This window comes from Rhodopseudomonas sp. G2_2311 (genome assembly GCF_047501505.1).
In the GTDB taxonomy this organism is placed as follows: Bacteria; Pseudomonadota; Alphaproteobacteria; order Rhizobiales; family Xanthobacteraceae; genus Rhodopseudomonas; species Rhodopseudomonas palustris_H.
On sequence record NZ_JAZDRK010000008.1, the window covers coordinates 107051 to 121934 of the forward strand.

Consider the following 14884-nt stretch of genomic DNA (forward strand, 5'->3'; position numbering starts at 1 on the left):
GCGGGGCGCGGCCACCGATCGGCCACGCCCACAGATTTCACAATGGCGTAGCCGCCGGGCCACAACGGGGACCGGGGCAGGCCGGTGGGGTGCCGCAACGGGCGGCTGGGGTCGGAACGGCGGGCACACGGGATTGGGTTACCTGATGAGGCCGAAACGCTTCATCACCACATAGGCGACGATCGACGACAGCAGCATGATCACCAGCGCCCAGCCGAAACCGCCGCCGTCCTCGGCAAACGGCAGGCCGTGCAGGTTCATGCCGAACATGCCGGTGACCAGGGTCGGCGGCAGCAGCAGCGCGGTCAGCACCGACAGCACCCGCAGGCTGTTGTTGCCCTGCTCCTCGATCTGCAGGTGCAGCTCTTCCTGCAGCAGCCGGCTGCGCTCGCGCATCTCGACTACCGAATGGTCCAGCCCGTCGAGCCGCTGCGCCAGCTTGCCGGCGCAGGGCCGCAGCCGCGGTGCCAGTTCGGCGCCGTCACGGTCGAACCGGTGCAGCAGCACCCGCAGGCCCGACAGATGCCGGTGCAGCCGGACGCAGCTCCGGCGCAGCCGGCCGAGGCCCTGGCGCAGCTCGTCGGTGTCGTCGGTGAGCAGTTTTTCCTCGAGCTGGTCGAGCGCCTGCACCATGTCGTCGGCGATCGCTTCGATCGCCTCGGCGACGTTGTGGACGATCAGGTCGAACAGGCCGGCGCAGCTCTCGACCCGGTGGCCGCTTTCCAGCGCCCGCCGGGCGGCGTCGACTGCGCCGAGCGGCTGGTGGCGGCCGGTGATCACCAGATGCTCGGTCATCACGAAGCGCAGCAGCCCGATGTCCTCGGTGATTTCTTCGATGCCGCGTCCGAGGTCGGCGATCGCGCCGTACACGCAGCCATCGAGGCTGTGGATCTGCTGATAGACATCGGCGGCTTGCAGCAGCGTCTTGGCCGGCGGCGGCAACGCGGTGCCGCCGATCCACTGCAGCGCGCGGCTGTCGGTGAGATCGAGGTGCAGCCAGGTCCAGCCGTCATGCAGTTCAGGCGCAAAGGTGCCGTCCGCTCCGCTATGCGCGGCGCCGTCGGGGCCGATCCGGAACGCCCAGATCAGGCCCGGCACCGGCGGACGCGCAGCTTCGCCGCCGGCGGCTTCCACCCCAGGGATGCTGAAGCGGATGTCACCCGCGAGCGGCAGCACGGTGGGCATCGGGACGCGATCAGACCGAACGCAGCGCGACGCTGCGCAGGACCAGCAGGGTGGCGACGCGAGATCTGGCGACGCAAGCTGTGGCGACCGAAAAGGTGGGGCGGCTGTCGCAGATCATTCTCGTCACCCTGCACGAACGAATGACGATTTTGCCTCGGCGATTTGACGGTGGGATGACAGTGCCGAGCCGGCAGCGATTACCAGGAACAATCCTCGGAAGGTCGCGTTGGGCGGGTGGACTGACAGCGCCACACCCATTCACGACGGAGTTCACAGTATGGCCGCCACCAAAGACAAGGACCTCAACGACCTGTTCCTCGACACCTTGAAGGACATCTATTTCGCCGAGAAGCAGATCCTGAAGGCGCTGCCGAAGATGGCCAAGGCCGCCACCTCGGACAAGCTGCGCGCCGCGTTCGAGAAGCATCTCGCTGAGACCGAGGGCCAGATCGAGCGGCTGGAGCAGGTGTTCGAACTGCTCGAGAAGCCGGCCCGCGGCAAGACCTGCGACGCCATCCTCGGCATTCTCGACGAGGGCAAGGAGATCATGGACGAGTACAAGGGCACCGAGGCGCTCGATGCCGGCCTGCTCGCGGCCGCGCAGGCGGTCGAGCACTACGAGATCTCTCGTTACGGCACGCTGAAGACCTGGGCCGGGCTGCTCGGCATGAAGGATGCGGTCAAGCTGATCGACCAGACGCTGCAGCAGGAGAAGACCACCGACATGACCCTCTCCAAGCTGGCCGAGAGCGAAGTCAATTACGAGGCTGCGGCGTAAGCGGCCGCGTCTCGCAGGCTATCGGCGGATCGAAACGACGAAGCCCCGGGCATTGCTGCCCGGGGCTTCTGCGTGATGGTTCGTCCGTGAGGATCAGCCGCCGACGTCGGCGCTGATGACGTCGCCGAACAGCTCCCACTTTTCGCCCTTGAAGCGCATTAGCTGCAGCTGGCTGACGGGTGCGAAGTCGGTCGCCGAGGTGTTGATCTTGATCCCCGGCAGCAGCACTTCGGTGCGGTAGTCCTTCAGGCTGGCGGCCTGCTTCATGACGTTCTCGCGGGTGAGATTGTCGCCGCACTTCTTCAGCACTTCGACCAGCGTCTGCGCCACGCCGTAGCCGACCACGGTGCCGCCATCGAGCTTATTGCCCTCCGGGAACTCCTTGTCCATGAAGGCGAGGAACTCCTTCATGCCGGCGTCGTCCTTCCACTGGTCGTCGGAGACGTCCTTCAGATAGGCCGCCGAGATCACGCCCTGGGCGTTCTCATAGCCTGCCGGCTTGATCACGCTGCCGACCGAAGCCGAGACGTTGTTGAGGAAGTGCGTCGGCTTCCAGCCGACTTCGGCCAGCTTCTTGATCGCCTGGGCGGCGAATTTCGGCGTGGTGATGTTGATGAAGACGTCGGCGCCGGTGGATTTCAGCTTGACGATGTGGTTGTCGATCGTCGGCTCGGAGACCTCATAGCTCTCCTTCATCACGATCATCGACTGGCCCTTGGCGCCGAGACCGTCTTCGAAGCCCTTCAGATAGTCCTTGCCGTAGTCGTCGTTCTGATACAGCACGGCGATCTTGGCGTTCGGCATCTCCTTCAGAATGTATTTGGCATAGATCTGGGTCTCGCTCTGGTAGTTCGGCTGCCAGCCCATCGTCCACGGATAATTCTTCGGGTCGTTCCACTTGCTGGCGCCGGTGGCGACGAACAGCTGCGGCACCTTCTTGCTGTTCATGTATTTGTGGATCGCCGAATTCGGTGGCGTGCCGAGCGAGTTGAAGATCAGCAGAACTTCGTCACTCTCGACCAGCTTGCGTGCCTGTTCCACCGTCTTCGGCGGCGAATAGGCATCGTCATAGCTGATGAAGTTGATCTTGCGCCCGTTGATGCCGCCCTTGTCGTTGATCATCTTGAAATAGGCGGCCTCGGTGCGGCCGATCACGCCATAGGCGGAAGCGGGGCCGCTGTAGGGCATGATATTGCCGATCTTGATTTCGGTATCGCTTGCGCCCGGATCGTACTTCTTTTGCGCGAGCGCGCCGTTCGAGGCTGCGAAACTGAGGAGAACTGCCGCGGAAAGCGCAGCCGCGTGCGAACGGAGTGAAGGCATTTCTGACTCCCTTTTCTTGGATGTGTGATTGTTGTGTCGGGTGCGGGCTCTTGGTGGCCCTATGGCAAACATTCAACACCTTCCCGAATGGGCCAGCAAGCATCGTCGATAGCTATGACGTCGCACTACGTAATGTTGCGATGCGAAGTCACCGAAAGCGAACTAATAGGTCAGTAGAACTACCAGATTATCGATCCGGTTCGGCGTTGGTGCGCTGCACCCGCTCGCGCGGGTTGTGCGGAGCCGCCCGATCGTTGTGTGCCGCGTGGCTTCGGCGCAAAGAAAATCCCCCGGCAATCGCTTGCCGGGGGACGAATGAGAATCAGCCGTGATCGGGCAGACGATCAGTTGGTCGGCGCATCCGCCGAGATGATGTCGCCGAACAGCTCCCACTTGTCGCCCTTGAACCGCATCATCTGCAGCTGGCTGATCGGAGCGAAGTCGGTCGGCGAAGTGTTGATCTTGACGCCCGGCAGCAACGTGTCCGGCTCGAAGTTCTTCAGGCTGGCAGCCTGCTTCATCAGGTTTTCGCGGGTCAGGTTGTCGCCGCACATTTCGATCACCTTGTGCAGCGTCTGGGCGGCGCCGTAGCCATACACCAGATTGCCGTCGGCCTTGTTGGCGCCCGGCATGTATTTGTCGACGAAGGCGTGCCACTTCTTGAAGCTCGGATCGTTGTCCCACTGCGGGTCGGTCGGATCCTTGGCGTAGTTGGCCGACAACACGCCCTGGGCGTTGTCGAAGCCGGCGGGCTGCATCACGCTGCCGACCGAAGCCGATACGTTGGTGAGGATCTGCATCGGCTTCCAGCCGAGCTCGGCGGTCTTGCGGATGGTCTGCGCGCCGAACTTCGGCGTGGTGTAGATCAGCAACACGTCAGGATTGAGCGACTTCAGCTTGACGATGTGGCTGTCGATGGTCGGCTCGGAGATTTCATAGGCTTCCTCGGCGATGATCATCGAGGCGCCTTTCTCGCCGAAGCCGTCCTTGGTGCCCTTCAGGTAGTCTTTGCCGAAATCGTCGTTCTGATAGAGGATCGCCACCTTGGCGTTCGGCTTCTCCTTCATGATGTACTTGACGTAGATCTGCGCCTCGCTCTGGTACGACGGCTGCCAGCCGATCGTCCACGGGAACGCCTTCGGATCGTTCCACTTGCTGGCGCCGGTGGCGACGAACAGCTGCGGCACCTTCTTGGCATTGAGATACTTCTGGATCGCGGTGTTCGACGGGGTGCCGAGCGGGTTGAACACCGCCAGCACTTCATCGCCCTCGACCAGCTTACGCACCTGCTCCACCGCCTTCGGGGGCGAGTAGGCGTCGTCGTAGCTGATGAAGTTGATCTTGCGGCCGTTGATGCCGCCCTGTTCGTTGATCATCCGGAAATAGGCTTCCTCGGTCTTGCCGATGGTGCCGTAAGCCGACGCCGGCCCCGAATAGGGCATGATGTTGCCGATCTTGATCTCGGTGTCGGACGCGCCGGTGTCGTATTTCTTCTGGGCGAAAGCGGTGCCGGTGAATGCGGCAAAACTGACGGCGACGGCTGCCGAGGCGGCAAGCGCGCGCGAACGGAAGGTGGGCATCAATACAGGCTCCTTGGGATTTTCGATTCTTCTTGTGTGGACGTCGAGGTCCGGAGCCGATTGAACACGCTTCTCGCGTATGCAGCAACCAAAAGCGGAATTACAACCGCACTGCGGCAGGCAGCCAAATGCCGCAGGGCGATAAATCGGCAGGCTGTAGGAGAGCGCAGCTTAGTTGCGCAGCTCGCCGCCGATCACCGGGCCGAACAGGTCCCAATGGTCGCCGGAAAACCGCATCATCCGGAGCTGCTCGATCGGATGGAAGTCGTCCGCAGCGGTGTTCACCGTGATGCCCGGCAGCAGGGTGTCGGGCGCGTAGCCCTGAAGGCTGGCGGCCTGCTTCATGATGTTGGCACGGCTGAGATCGTCGCCGGCGCGGCGCAGCACTTCGACGAGGCACTGCGCGGCGCCATAGCCGTAGGCCACCGAATTGTCGCCGCGGTCGACGTCCGGTGCATAGGCGTCGAGGAAGGCGTGGAACCGCTTCATGCCCGGATCGTCGCGCCACTGCGGATCGGCCGCGTCCTTGTTATAGGCGGCCGAGACCAGCCCCTGGGCGGCGTCGACGCCGGCGGGCCGGATCACCGCGGCGATCGAGGCGGACACCAGCGCCTGCACATACAGCGGATGCCACTCCAGCGTGGCGGCGGCGCGGATGCTCTGGGCGGCGAACTTCGGCGTGGTGATCGACACGAACACGTCGGCGCCCGAGGCCTTCATCCGCGCCAAATGGTTGTCGACCGACGGTTCGGTGACCTCGTAGCTCTCTTCTGCGGCGATCATCGACGTGGCCCGCTCGCCGAGCCCGTCCTTGAGGCCCTTGAGCAGATCGCGGCCGAGGTCGTCGTTCTGGTACAGCACCGCGATCCGTGCGTTCGGCTTGGTCGCCAGGATGTACTTGGCATAGACCCGGCCTTCGGTCTGGTACGGCGGCTGCCAGCCCATCGTCCAGGGAAACGTCTTGGGATCGCCGAACCGGGTGGCGCCGCTGGCGGCGAATAATTGCGGCACCTGCTTGAGGTTCAGATACTTCTGGATCGCGGCGTTGGACGGCGTGCCCATCGCGCTGAACACCATCAGCACCTCGTCGCGCTCGACCAGCTTGCGCACCTGCTCGACCGCCTTAGCGGGATTGTAGCCGTCATCATACGAGATGAACTCGATCGGCCGGCCGTTGATGCCGCCCTGATCGTTGATCATCTTGAAATAGGCCTGCTCGATCCGGCCGACGATCGAATAGGCAGATGCCGGTCCCGAATACGGCATCAGATTGCCGATGCGGATTGTGGCGGCGCCTGTCGCCGTAGGGCTCTCGGCGCGGGCCGGAGAGGCAAGGGCGAGAACGGCGGCGGACAGCGCCAGCAGCGCGCCTCGGCGCGCACGGCAGAAGCTTAAGGGCGACATGGCTCGATCGGATCGTGGCGCGCGCGGACAGCGGCGCGCTTCGTTGGCGTCCTGCATACGCCCGCCATGTCTTTCGGGACACCCTCCTATCGGGCAACAGCTCCGCTGAAGGTGCAGGGGCGGCACGGATCATAGCGCGGGCAAAGAAAAAGCCCCTCGCGAACGGGTCGCGAGGGGCTGGCAGTGGTCGGTGCGGGCGGGTTATGCCCGCCGGCCGAGTTTGTGCACCCAGTTCTGCACCGTGTAGGCGATCTGCCGCGAGCCGTGCGGCAGCAGGAAGATGATCAGGACGAGGATCACGCCGAAGACCGCCCCGGACAGGCCCTTGGAAAAGCCTTCCGCGATGTTCGGCACGAACACGATGAACGCCGCACCGACGATCGAGCCCGGCAGCCAGCCGACACCGCCGACCACCATGCCGAGGAACAGCGCGATCGCGAGCTGGATGGTGTAGCTGTCCGGCGCGACGAACTGCACCGCGATGGCGCCGAGGCCGCCGGCGACGCCGGTGATGCCGGCGCTGATGCCGAACGCCAGCGTCTTGTAGCGCGCCACGTCCACGCCCATCGCCGAAGCCGCGATTTCGTTGTCGCGGATCGCCATCATGGCCCGGCCGGAGCGCGACTTCAGCAGGTTGACCGAGGCGACGTAGATCGCCATCGAGACCACCAGCACGAAGTAGTACAGCCACATATCCTGGGACATCGGCAGGCCGAACGGCGCGTCGGGCTTGGTGATGACCAGACCCTGGACGCCGCCGGTCCAGTGCTCGAAGTAGTGCAGCTTGAGGAGCTGCGGCATCGCGGTGGCGAGCGCGAAGGTCGCGAGCGCCAGATAGATGCCGCTCAATCGCAGCGCCGGCAGGCCGAACAGATAGCCGCAGATGAAGCAGATCGCGCCGGAGATCGGCAGCGTCAACGCGTAGTTGACGCCGAAATTCTCCATCAGGATCGCCGAGGTGTAGGCGCCGACCGCGTAGAACGCGCTCTGGCCGAGCGAGAACTGGCCGGAGCCGCCGGTCAGGATGTTCAGCGCCAACACGGCGATCGCGTAGATCAGAACCATCGTCATCTGGAAGATGATGAAGTTCTTGGCGACCAGCGGGGCGAGACACAGCAGCAGCACCACCACGACGGAGGCGGTGTTGCCGAGCGCCATGTACTTCTTCGGCGTGGTCTCGACAGGCTGGGTATCGTTGACGATTTCCTGGAGTGCGCTCATGTTCAGACTCGCTTGACGATGGTGCGGCCGAACAGGCCAGTGGGTTTCACGACGAGCACGGTGACGATCAGCGCCAGGGCGATCGGCAGTTTGAGTTCGTTGCCGACACCCGGGATGTAGGTGCCCGCGAGGTTCTCGAACACGCCGACCAGGAAGCCGCCGACCACTGCGCCGAACGGACTGGACAGACCGCCGAGCACCGCTGCGGCAAACCCGTAGATCAGCACGCCGCCCATCATATTGGGCTCGAGGAACACCACCGGAGCGATCAGCATGCCGGCGATCGAACCGATCGCGGCCGCCATGCCCCAGCCGAGTGCGATCATCCACGAGGTGTTGATGCCGACCAGCCGCGCCGATTCAGGCTGCGCCGCCGCCGCCCGCATCGCCAGACCGATCCTGGTGTACTGGAAGAACAGGAACAGCAGGATCAGCAGCACGATGGTGACGCCGATCATCCCGGCCTGGTGGGTCGAGATCAGCTGGCTGCCGAGGAACGGCGAGGAGCCGAACGGCGACGGGAACTGCTTGATGGTGAAGTCCCAGGTCAAGCCCGCGACCGAGTTGATGATCGCGAACAGGGCGATGAAGCCCGCGACGTGGGTCAGCACCGGCGCGTTGCCGAGCGGCTTGAACAGCGCCCGCTCGATGATCACGCCGCCCGCGAACGAGAATGCCAGCGTCAGCACGAACGCGCCCCAATACGGCACGCCCCACTGCATCAGCTGCCAGGCGACGAAGGTCGAGAACATCGCCATTTCGCCCTGGGCGAAGTTGAGGTGGTCGATCGCCTGGTAGATCATCACCACGGCGAGCGCCATACAGGCATAGATCGCACCGGTGGCGATGCCAGCCAGGATTTGGTTCAGAAACAGATCCATGGCCGTCTCCTCAGTAGCCCAGATAAGATTTGCGGACGTCTTCGTTGCTGGCGATTTCCGCCGCATTGCCAGACATCACGATCCGCCCGGTCTCGATCACATACGCCTTGTCGGCGAGTTCGAGCGCGAGCTGGGCGTTCTGTTCGACCACCAGGATGGTGACCTTGTCCTCGCGGTTGATCTTGCCGAGGATCTTGAACAGATCCCGCACGATCAGCGGCGCGAGGCCGAACGAGGGCTCGTCCAGCAGCATCAGCCGCGGCCGCAGCATCAGCGCGCGGGCGACCGCGAGCATCTGCTGCTCACCGCCGGACAACGTGCCGGCCTGTTGGGTGTGGCGCTGCTTGAGCACCGGGAAGTGCGCGTACATCCGCTCGATGTCCGAGGCGATCGCCTTGGTATCCTTGCGGGTCATCGCGCCGAGCTGCAGATTCTCCTCCACCGTCATCGTGGTGAAGGTGCCGCGGCCCTGAGGCACATGGGCAATGCCGAGCTTGACGATGGATTCCGTCGAGCTTCGGTTGATGGCCTTGCCTTCGAACTCGATCGTGCCGGTCGAGCGCACCATGTTGCAGATCGCCCGCAGCGTGGTGGTCTTGCCCGCGCCGTTGGCGCCGAGCAGGGTGGTGAGGCTGCCTTCGTGCAGGTCGAATTCGAGCCCGTGCAGCGCTTGGACCTGGCCGTAATAGGCGCGCAGGTCGCGAACGTTGAGCATCGCGGTCATTGTTCGTCTTTGCTCCCCAGATAGGCCTTGATCACATCCGGGTCGTTCTGCACCTGGGTCGGCGTCCCCTCTGCGAGCTTGCGTCCGAAATTGAGCGCGACCACGTAGTCGGCTGTGGACATCACCATGCCCATGTGGTGTTCGACCAGCAGCACGGTGATGCCGCGGTCGTCGCGAATGCGGCGGATCAGGTCGCCGAGGATATAGACTTCCTCGTGATTGAGACCGCCGGCCGGCTCGTCGAGCAGCAGGATCTTCGGTTCAGCGGCGAGCGCGCGCGCCAGCTCGACGCGCTTCTGGGTGCCGAACGGCAGGCCCGACACCGTGGTGTGGCCGACGCTGCGCAGATCGAGATAGCCGAGGATATCGTCGACCTTCTTGTTCAGCGCCTTCTCGGTGCTGCGGATCCACGGCATGCGCAGCGAATCCGAAACGATGTCGCTGCTCGTGCGGCAATGCGCGCCGACGCGCACGTTGTCGATCACCGACATGTTCGGGAACAGCGCGACGTTCTGGAACGTGCGGCCGATGCCGATCTCCGCGATGCGGTGCGGCGGCCGCGTCAGAATGCTCTCGCCTTCGAGCAGGATGTCACCCTTGCTCGGCTGATACAGCCGCGACAGGCAGTTGAACAACGTGGTCTTGCCGGCGCCGTTCGGGCCGATCAGTCCGAGGATCTGGCCCTTTTGCATGTTGAAAGAAATGCCGTTCAGGGCGACGATGCCACCGAACACGACGCTGACGTCGCGCACCGCGAGAAGCGGCGACGCGGAAGAAGAAGACTGAGCCTGCATCATTTGCAGTGGCCCGGTCGAGGCAGCGTTTTGCTACCTGATCCCCTCGACGACACGCGCAACTTTCCCTCCTTTTGTTCTTTTGTTATCGGATTTTCTTGGTTGCGGCGCAGCTACTCCCCCGAGCGCCGCTTCGATTTTCCTTACCATCGCGACAAGGCGAGGTCCAATGTCGTTGATCAGCCGCTCTTCCGTGAAACGGAAAGCCGGCGCGCCACAGTTGAATGCGTAGGGGCCGGTACCATCGTTGAGTGTGAGTGCAACGCCCGCGGCGTGCACGTCGTCCTGCCACTCGCCGACCGAGATCGCAAAGCCGTGCTTGGCGACCATCTCCTCGGAGCGTTCGATGCCTTCTTTGATGCGCGGCCAGCGGCTGCCGTAGTATTCGCGCATTTCCTTCATTAAAACCGCGCGTTCTTCGCTTTGCAGCGCACACAAGTAAGCGCGGCCCATCGCGGTGGTGGCGATCGGGATTCGCGAGCCGACGTCGAGTTGCACGCCGACGGTGAGGCTCGATCGCGCCTGGCCGACATAGATCATGCTGATCCGGTCGCGCGCGCCGACCGCCACCGCGCCGCCGGTCTGCTGCATCAATTCGTCGCGGTAGGGCTGTGACAAATGCCGGACGCCGAGATTGGCGAGCGCCGCATAGCCGAGCGACATCGCGGCCGGCGCGAGTTGATACTTTTCGAAGCGCGGAACCTGCGTGAGATAGCCGAGCTTGGTGAGGGTGTAGGTCAGCCGCGAAATCGTCGGCTTGGGCAATTTGGTGCGTGCCGCCAATTCCTGGTTGCCGAGCAGCCCGTCATTGGGGCCGAATGCGCGAAGCACTTCCAGGCCGCGGGACAGAGCCACCACGAAACTGCGGTCGGTTGCGGGTTTCTTCGGTGGACGCTTCATCCCTGCACGGCTTTTGGTTTTATGGACGTCGTTGACAATCGACGCTCTTCAAAATAACCCTCGCTGTCAAGATGTGGAATTAATTTTCGCAGTGCGAAACAAACTAAGAAACGCAAACCCAAGGAGAACGGCATGAGCGAAGTAGTCACACGCGCAACGCAGGATCAGGTCGCGATCGTCACGGTCGACAGTCCGCCGGTCAATGCGCTCAGTGCGGCTGTTCGCCGCGGCATTCTGGAAAACGTCAACGCCGCCGTTGCCGATCCCGCCGTGCAGGCGATCGTGCTGGTGTGCGCGGGCCGCACCTTCATCGCCGGCGCCGACATCACCGAATTCGGCAAGCCGGCGCAGCCGCCGGCGCTCAACGACGTCATCGCCGCGCTGGAGAATTCGCCGAAGCCGACGATCGCTGCGATCCATGGCACCGCGCTCGGCGGCGGTCTCGAAGTCGCGCTCGGCTGCCATTTCCGCGTCGCCGTCAAGGAAGCCAAGCTCGGTCTGCCGGAAGTCAAGCTCGGCCTGCTGCCGGGCGCCGGCGGTACGCAGCGCCTGCCGCGCGCGGTCGGTCCGGAGCTCGCCGTGCAGATGATCGTCGGCGGCAGCCCGATCGGCGCCGCTGAAGCGCTCAAGCATGGCCTGGTCGAAGAGATCGTCGAGAATCTGGTTGCGGGCGCGGTGGCGTTCGCCAAGAAGGTACTGGCCGAGAAGCGCCCGCTGCGCCGGCTGCGCGACGATGATTCCAAGCTCGCGGCTGCCAAGGCCGATCGCTCGATCTTCACCAATGCGGTTGCGGCGATGACCAAGAAGGCGCGCGGCCTCGAAGCGCCGTTCGCCTGCGCCGACGCGATCGGTGCCGCGATCGATCTGCCGTTCGAAGAGGGGCTGAAGAAGGAGCGCGAGGGCTTCATGAAGCTCGTCGTGTCCGATCAGTCGAAGGCGCAGCGCTACGCATTCTTCGCCGAGCGTGAAGCCGCCAAGGTCGACGGCGTGCCGGACGGCACCAAGCCGCGCCCGGTGTCGCGCGTCGCGATCATCGGTGCAGGCACCATGGGCGGCGGCATCGCGATGTCGTTCGCCAATGCGGGCATCCCGGTGACGCTGATCGAGACCGGCGAGGAGCAGCTCAAGCGCGGCATGGGCATCATGCAGAAGAACTACGAAGCCACCGCAGCGCGCGGCGGCATTCCGGCGGACGCGCCCGCCAAGCGGATGGGCCTGATCACCGGCGTGGTCGGCCTGGAGAACGTCAAGGATGCCGACCTGATCATCGAGGCGGTGTTCGAAACCATGGCGGTGAAGAAGGAAGTGTTCACCGCGATCGACGCCCACGCCAAGCCGGGCGCGGTGCTGGCGTCGAACACCTCGTATCTGTCGATCGACGAAATCGCCGCCACCACCAAGCGTCCGCAGGACGTGCTCGGCATGCACTTCTTCTCGCCGGCCAACGTGATGAAGCTGTGCGAAATCGTGCGCGGCGCCAAGACCGCACCGGACGCGCTGCTCACCGCGGTGTCGATCGCCAAGAAGATCGCCAAGGTGCCGGTCGTGGTCGGGGTCTGCGACGGCTTTGTCGGCAACCGCATGCTCGCGGCCCGCTCCAAGCAGTCCGAGAAGCTGTTGTTCGAAGGCGCACTGCCGCAGCAGGTCGACGCCGTCGTCACCAAGTTCGGCATGCCGATGGGCCCGTTCGCGATGGGCGATCTCGCCGGCCTCGACATCGGCTGGCGCTCGCGCAAGGACCGCGGCATCAAGTCGGAGATCGCCGACGCGCTGTGTGAAGCCGGCCGCTTCGGCCAGAAGACCGGCAAGGGCTACTACAAGTACGAAGCCGGCTCGCGCGCCCCGATGCCCGATCCGGAAGTCGAGACGCTGATCAACGACACGCTCGCCAAGCTCGGCCTCAAGCGCCGCGACATCACCGACGAGGAGATTCTCGAGCGGATGGTGTACCCGATGATCAACGAGGGCGCCCGCATCCTCGAAGAGAAGATCGCGGCGCGTCCGAGCGATATCGACGTGGTCTGGCTGTACGGCTACGGCTGGCCGATCTATCGCGGCGGCCCGATGCACTACGCCGACAGCGTCGGCCTCAAGCACATCGCCGAGCGGCTGTCGGCGTACGCCAAGGCCACCAACGATCCGTCGCTGGAGCCCGCGCCGCTGCTCGCCCGCCTCGCTGCCGAAGGCAAGACCTTCGCCTCGCTGACGCAGCCGTCCAAGGCCGCGGCGTGATCGCTCCTCTCCCTCTCCCGCTTGCGGGAGAGGGCCGGGGTGAGGGCGCCTCGGGCATAGTGCCCGGGGCCCTCCACCCCCGACCTCTCCCCGCAAGGGGGGAGGGGAGAAATGACGTAATGCAATTCCTGCCAGAAACGAAGAGCCGTTAATTCACCCCCAAATCGCGAAGTGGCCCGCATGTCCCATCCCGGTGAGCAGTACTATCCGCCTGGCGTTCGCTGGGATGCGCCAATCGCGAGGGGGACGTTGCCGGATCTGCTGGCGCAGGCCGCGAAGGACTATGCGTCGCGGCCGGCGCTGGAGTTTCGTGATCGGCAGATCACCTACACCAAGCTCGAAGCGATGGCCGAGACCGCGGCGGCCGCGCTGCTCGCCGCAGGCTATGGCCGCGACTCCTCGGTCGCGCTGTATATCGGCAACACCCCGGACCATCCGATCAATTTCTTCGGCGCGCTGAAGGCCGGCGCCCGCGTGGTGCATCTGTCGCCGCTCGATGGCGAGCGGGCGCTGTCGCACAAGCTCAGCGACTCCGGCGCACGGGTGCTGATCACCACCGATTCCGCCGCGCTGTTGCCGATGGCCGAGAGGTTTCTCGCCAAGGGGCTGCTCGACCGCCTGATCGTATGCAGCGATGCGAGCTGGGGCGAGTCGGCCACGCCGCTGGCGCCGCTGCCCAGCGATCCGCGGGTGATTACTTACGCCGACTTCATCAAGGGCGCCTCCAAGCCCATGGCCTGGCCGGCGATTGTGCCGGACGATATCGCGCTGTTGCAGTACACCGGCGGCACCACCGGCCTGCCGAAGGGCGCGATGCTCACCCATTCCAACCTGACCTCGGCGGTGTCGATCTACGACGTCTGGGGTTTGGTGCGCGCCAATAGTGGCGGCATTCATCGCGTGATCTGCGTGTTGCCGCTGTTCCACATCTACGCGCTCACCGTGATCCTGCTGCGCTGCCTGAAGCAGGGCGATCTGATCTCGCTGCATCAGCGCTTCGACGTCGCCGCGGTGTTCCGCGACATCGAGGAGAAGCGCGCCACCGTGTTCCCGGGCGTGCCGACGATGTGGATCGCGCTCGCCAACGATCCGTCGCTGGAGAAGCGCGATCTGTCGTCGCTGACGATGGCCGGCTCCGGCGGCGCGCCGCTGCCGGTCGAGGTTGCGCGGCTGTTCGAGCGCAAGACCAATCTGAAGCTGAAGAGCGGCTGGGGCATGACCGAGACCTGCTCGCCCGGCACCGGCCATCCGCCGGAAGGGCCGGATAAGCCGGGCTCGATCGGCCTGATGCTGCCGGGCATCGAACTCGATGTCGTCGCGCTCGACGATCCGAAGCGCGTGCTGCCGCCGGGCGAAGTCGGCGAGCTTCGCGTCCGCGGCCCGAACGTCACCAAGGGCTATTGGAACCGGCCGGAGGAGTCCGCTCACAGTTTCGTCGGCGACCGTTTTCTCACCGGCGACATCGGCTATATGGACCAGGATGGCTACTTCTTCCTGGTCGACCGCAAGAAGGACATGATCATCTCCGGCGGCTTCAACGTCTATCCGCAGATGATCGAGCAGGCGATCTACGAACACCCCGCGGTGCAGGAAGTGATCGTGATCGGCGTGCCGGACGATTACCGCGGCGAGGCGGCAAAAGCCTTTGTCAAGCTGCGTGACGGGGCGCAGCCGTTCAGCATCGACGAGCTGCGTGCCTTCCTCACCGGCAAGCTCGGCAAACACGAACTGCCGACCGCCGTGGAGTTTCTCGACGAACTGCCGCGTACCACGGTGGGAAAACTGTCCCGCCACGAACTGCGCAGCCAGCAGACCACCACCAAGACACAGACCAAGTAATTCGTAACAGCAACCCCGCAGGA

The 14884-nt window shown here is 64.4% G+C and carries 12 protein-coding genes; 3 read left to right on the plus strand and 9 right to left on the minus strand.

The annotated features are described in order from the left end of the window. Positions 1–138 precede the first annotated feature (138 nt). A complete protein-coding gene (locus tag VRZ08_RS13310; RefSeq protein ID WP_414532830.1) occupies positions 139–1185 on the minus strand; it encodes a transporter in 1047 nt (348 codons plus the stop codon). A gap of 277 nt (positions 1186–1462) precedes the next feature. Between VRZ08_RS13310 and VRZ08_RS13315 the strand changes: the two genes are divergently transcribed. Then, positions 1463–1963, plus strand: a complete 501-nt coding sequence (locus VRZ08_RS13315) for a ferritin-like domain-containing protein (protein WP_107345470.1) — start codon at positions 1463–1465, stop codon at positions 1961–1963. A gap of 93 nt (positions 1964–2056) precedes the next feature. Here the strand turns inward: VRZ08_RS13315 and VRZ08_RS13320 are convergent, their stop codons facing one another. The 8 genes from VRZ08_RS13320 to VRZ08_RS13355 all read right to left on the minus strand — a co-directional run bounded on the left by VRZ08_RS13320 (position 2057) and on the right by VRZ08_RS13355 (position 10790). Then, complete coding sequence (locus VRZ08_RS13320; protein WP_107356489.1) at positions 2057–3286, minus strand: ABC transporter substrate-binding protein; 1230 nt, start codon at positions 3284–3286, stop codon at positions 2057–2059. A 344-nt stretch (positions 3287–3630) separates the two neighbouring features. Then, positions 3631–4866 carry an ABC transporter substrate-binding protein gene (locus tag VRZ08_RS13325; RefSeq protein ID WP_107356488.1) on the minus strand — a complete coding sequence of 412 codons (1236 nt, stop codon included), beginning with the start codon at positions 4864–4866 and terminating at the stop codon, positions 3631–3633. A gap of 171 nt (positions 4867–5037) precedes the next feature. Beyond that, positions 5038–6270 carry an ABC transporter substrate-binding protein gene (locus VRZ08_RS13330; protein WP_414532831.1) on the minus strand — a complete coding sequence of 411 codons (1233 nt, stop codon included), beginning with the start codon at positions 6268–6270 and terminating at the stop codon, positions 5038–5040. A 201-nt stretch (positions 6271–6471) separates the two neighbouring features. Then, entirely contained in the window at positions 6472–7491 is a 1020-nt protein-coding gene (locus VRZ08_RS13335; protein ID WP_107345466.1) for a branched-chain amino acid ABC transporter permease, read from the minus strand. Positions 7492–7493: 2 nt separating this feature from the next. Continuing rightward, positions 7494–8372: a branched-chain amino acid ABC transporter permease gene (locus tag VRZ08_RS13340; RefSeq protein ID WP_414532832.1), complete on the minus strand. Its 879-nt coding sequence runs from the start codon at positions 8370–8372 to the stop codon at positions 7494–7496. Positions 8373–8382: 10 nt separating this feature from the next. Then, positions 8383–9096, minus strand: a complete 714-nt coding sequence (locus tag VRZ08_RS13345; protein WP_012497117.1) for an ABC transporter ATP-binding protein — start codon at positions 9094–9096, stop codon at positions 8383–8385. After that, positions 9093–9893 (minus strand): ABC transporter ATP-binding protein, encoded by an 801-nt coding sequence (locus VRZ08_RS13350; RefSeq protein WP_107356485.1) that lies wholly within the window; start codon positions 9891–9893, stop codon positions 9093–9095. Before VRZ08_RS13350 ends, VRZ08_RS13345 begins: the two co-directional genes overlap by 4 nt. Positions 9894–9923: 30 nt before the next feature. Continuing rightward, complete coding sequence (locus VRZ08_RS13355) at positions 9924–10790, minus strand: IclR family transcriptional regulator (protein WP_011159256.1); 867 nt, start codon at positions 10788–10790, stop codon at positions 9924–9926. 132 nt (positions 10791–10922) lie between these two features. Here VRZ08_RS13355 and VRZ08_RS13360 point away from each other — a divergent pair, with 132 nt between their 5' ends. Together VRZ08_RS13360 and pimA are read left to right on the plus strand one after the other, a co-directional pair. Next, a complete protein-coding gene (locus VRZ08_RS13360) occupies positions 10923–13022 on the plus strand; it encodes a 3-hydroxyacyl-CoA dehydrogenase NAD-binding domain-containing protein (protein ID WP_264053032.1) in 2100 nt (699 codons plus the stop codon). 180 nt (positions 13023–13202) lie between these two features. Then, a complete protein-coding gene (gene pimA, locus VRZ08_RS13365; protein ID WP_107356483.1) occupies positions 13203–14861 on the plus strand; it encodes a dicarboxylate--CoA ligase PimA in 1659 nt (552 codons plus the stop codon). Positions 14862–14884: the final 23 nt, after the last annotated feature.

What these genes read in the sequence shown, in the direction of transcription:
- VRZ08_RS13310 (WP_414532830.1), bottom strand. Translation starts at nt 1,185, where the DNA reads ATGCCCACCGTGCTGCCGCTCGCGGGTGACATCCGCTTCAGCATCCCT.
- VRZ08_RS13315 (WP_107345470.1), top strand. Translation starts at nt 1,463, where the DNA reads ATGGCCGCCACCAAAGACAAGGACCTCAACGACCTGTTCCTCGACACC.
- VRZ08_RS13320 (WP_107356489.1), bottom strand. Translation starts at nt 3,286, where the DNA reads ATGCCTTCACTCCGTTCGCACGCGGCTGCGCTTTCCGCGGCAGTTCTC.
- VRZ08_RS13325 (WP_107356488.1), bottom strand. Translation starts at nt 4,866, where the DNA reads ATGCCCACCTTCCGTTCGCGCGCGCTTGCCGCCTCGGCAGCCGTCGCC.
- VRZ08_RS13330 (WP_414532831.1), bottom strand. Translation starts at nt 6,270, where the DNA reads ATGTCGCCCTTAAGCTTCTGCCGTGCGCGCCGAGGCGCGCTGCTGGCG.
- VRZ08_RS13335 (WP_107345466.1), bottom strand. Translation starts at nt 7,491, where the DNA reads ATGAGCGCACTCCAGGAAATCGTCAACGATACCCAGCCTGTCGAGACC.
- VRZ08_RS13340 (WP_414532832.1), bottom strand. Translation starts at nt 8,372, where the DNA reads ATGGATCTGTTTCTGAACCAAATCCTGGCTGGCATCGCCACCGGTGCG.
- VRZ08_RS13345 (WP_012497117.1), bottom strand. Translation starts at nt 9,096, where the DNA reads ATGACCGCGATGCTCAACGTTCGCGACCTGCGCGCCTATTACGGCCAG.
- VRZ08_RS13350 (WP_107356485.1), bottom strand. Translation starts at nt 9,893, where the DNA reads ATGATGCAGGCTCAGTCTTCTTCTTCCGCGTCGCCGCTTCTCGCGGTG.
- VRZ08_RS13355 (WP_011159256.1), bottom strand. Translation starts at nt 10,790, where the DNA reads ATGAAGCGTCCACCGAAGAAACCCGCAACCGACCGCAGTTTCGTGGTG.
- VRZ08_RS13360 (WP_264053032.1), top strand. Translation starts at nt 10,923, where the DNA reads ATGAGCGAAGTAGTCACACGCGCAACGCAGGATCAGGTCGCGATCGTC.
- pimA (WP_107356483.1), top strand. Translation starts at nt 13,203, where the DNA reads ATGTCCCATCCCGGTGAGCAGTACTATCCGCCTGGCGTTCGCTGGGAT.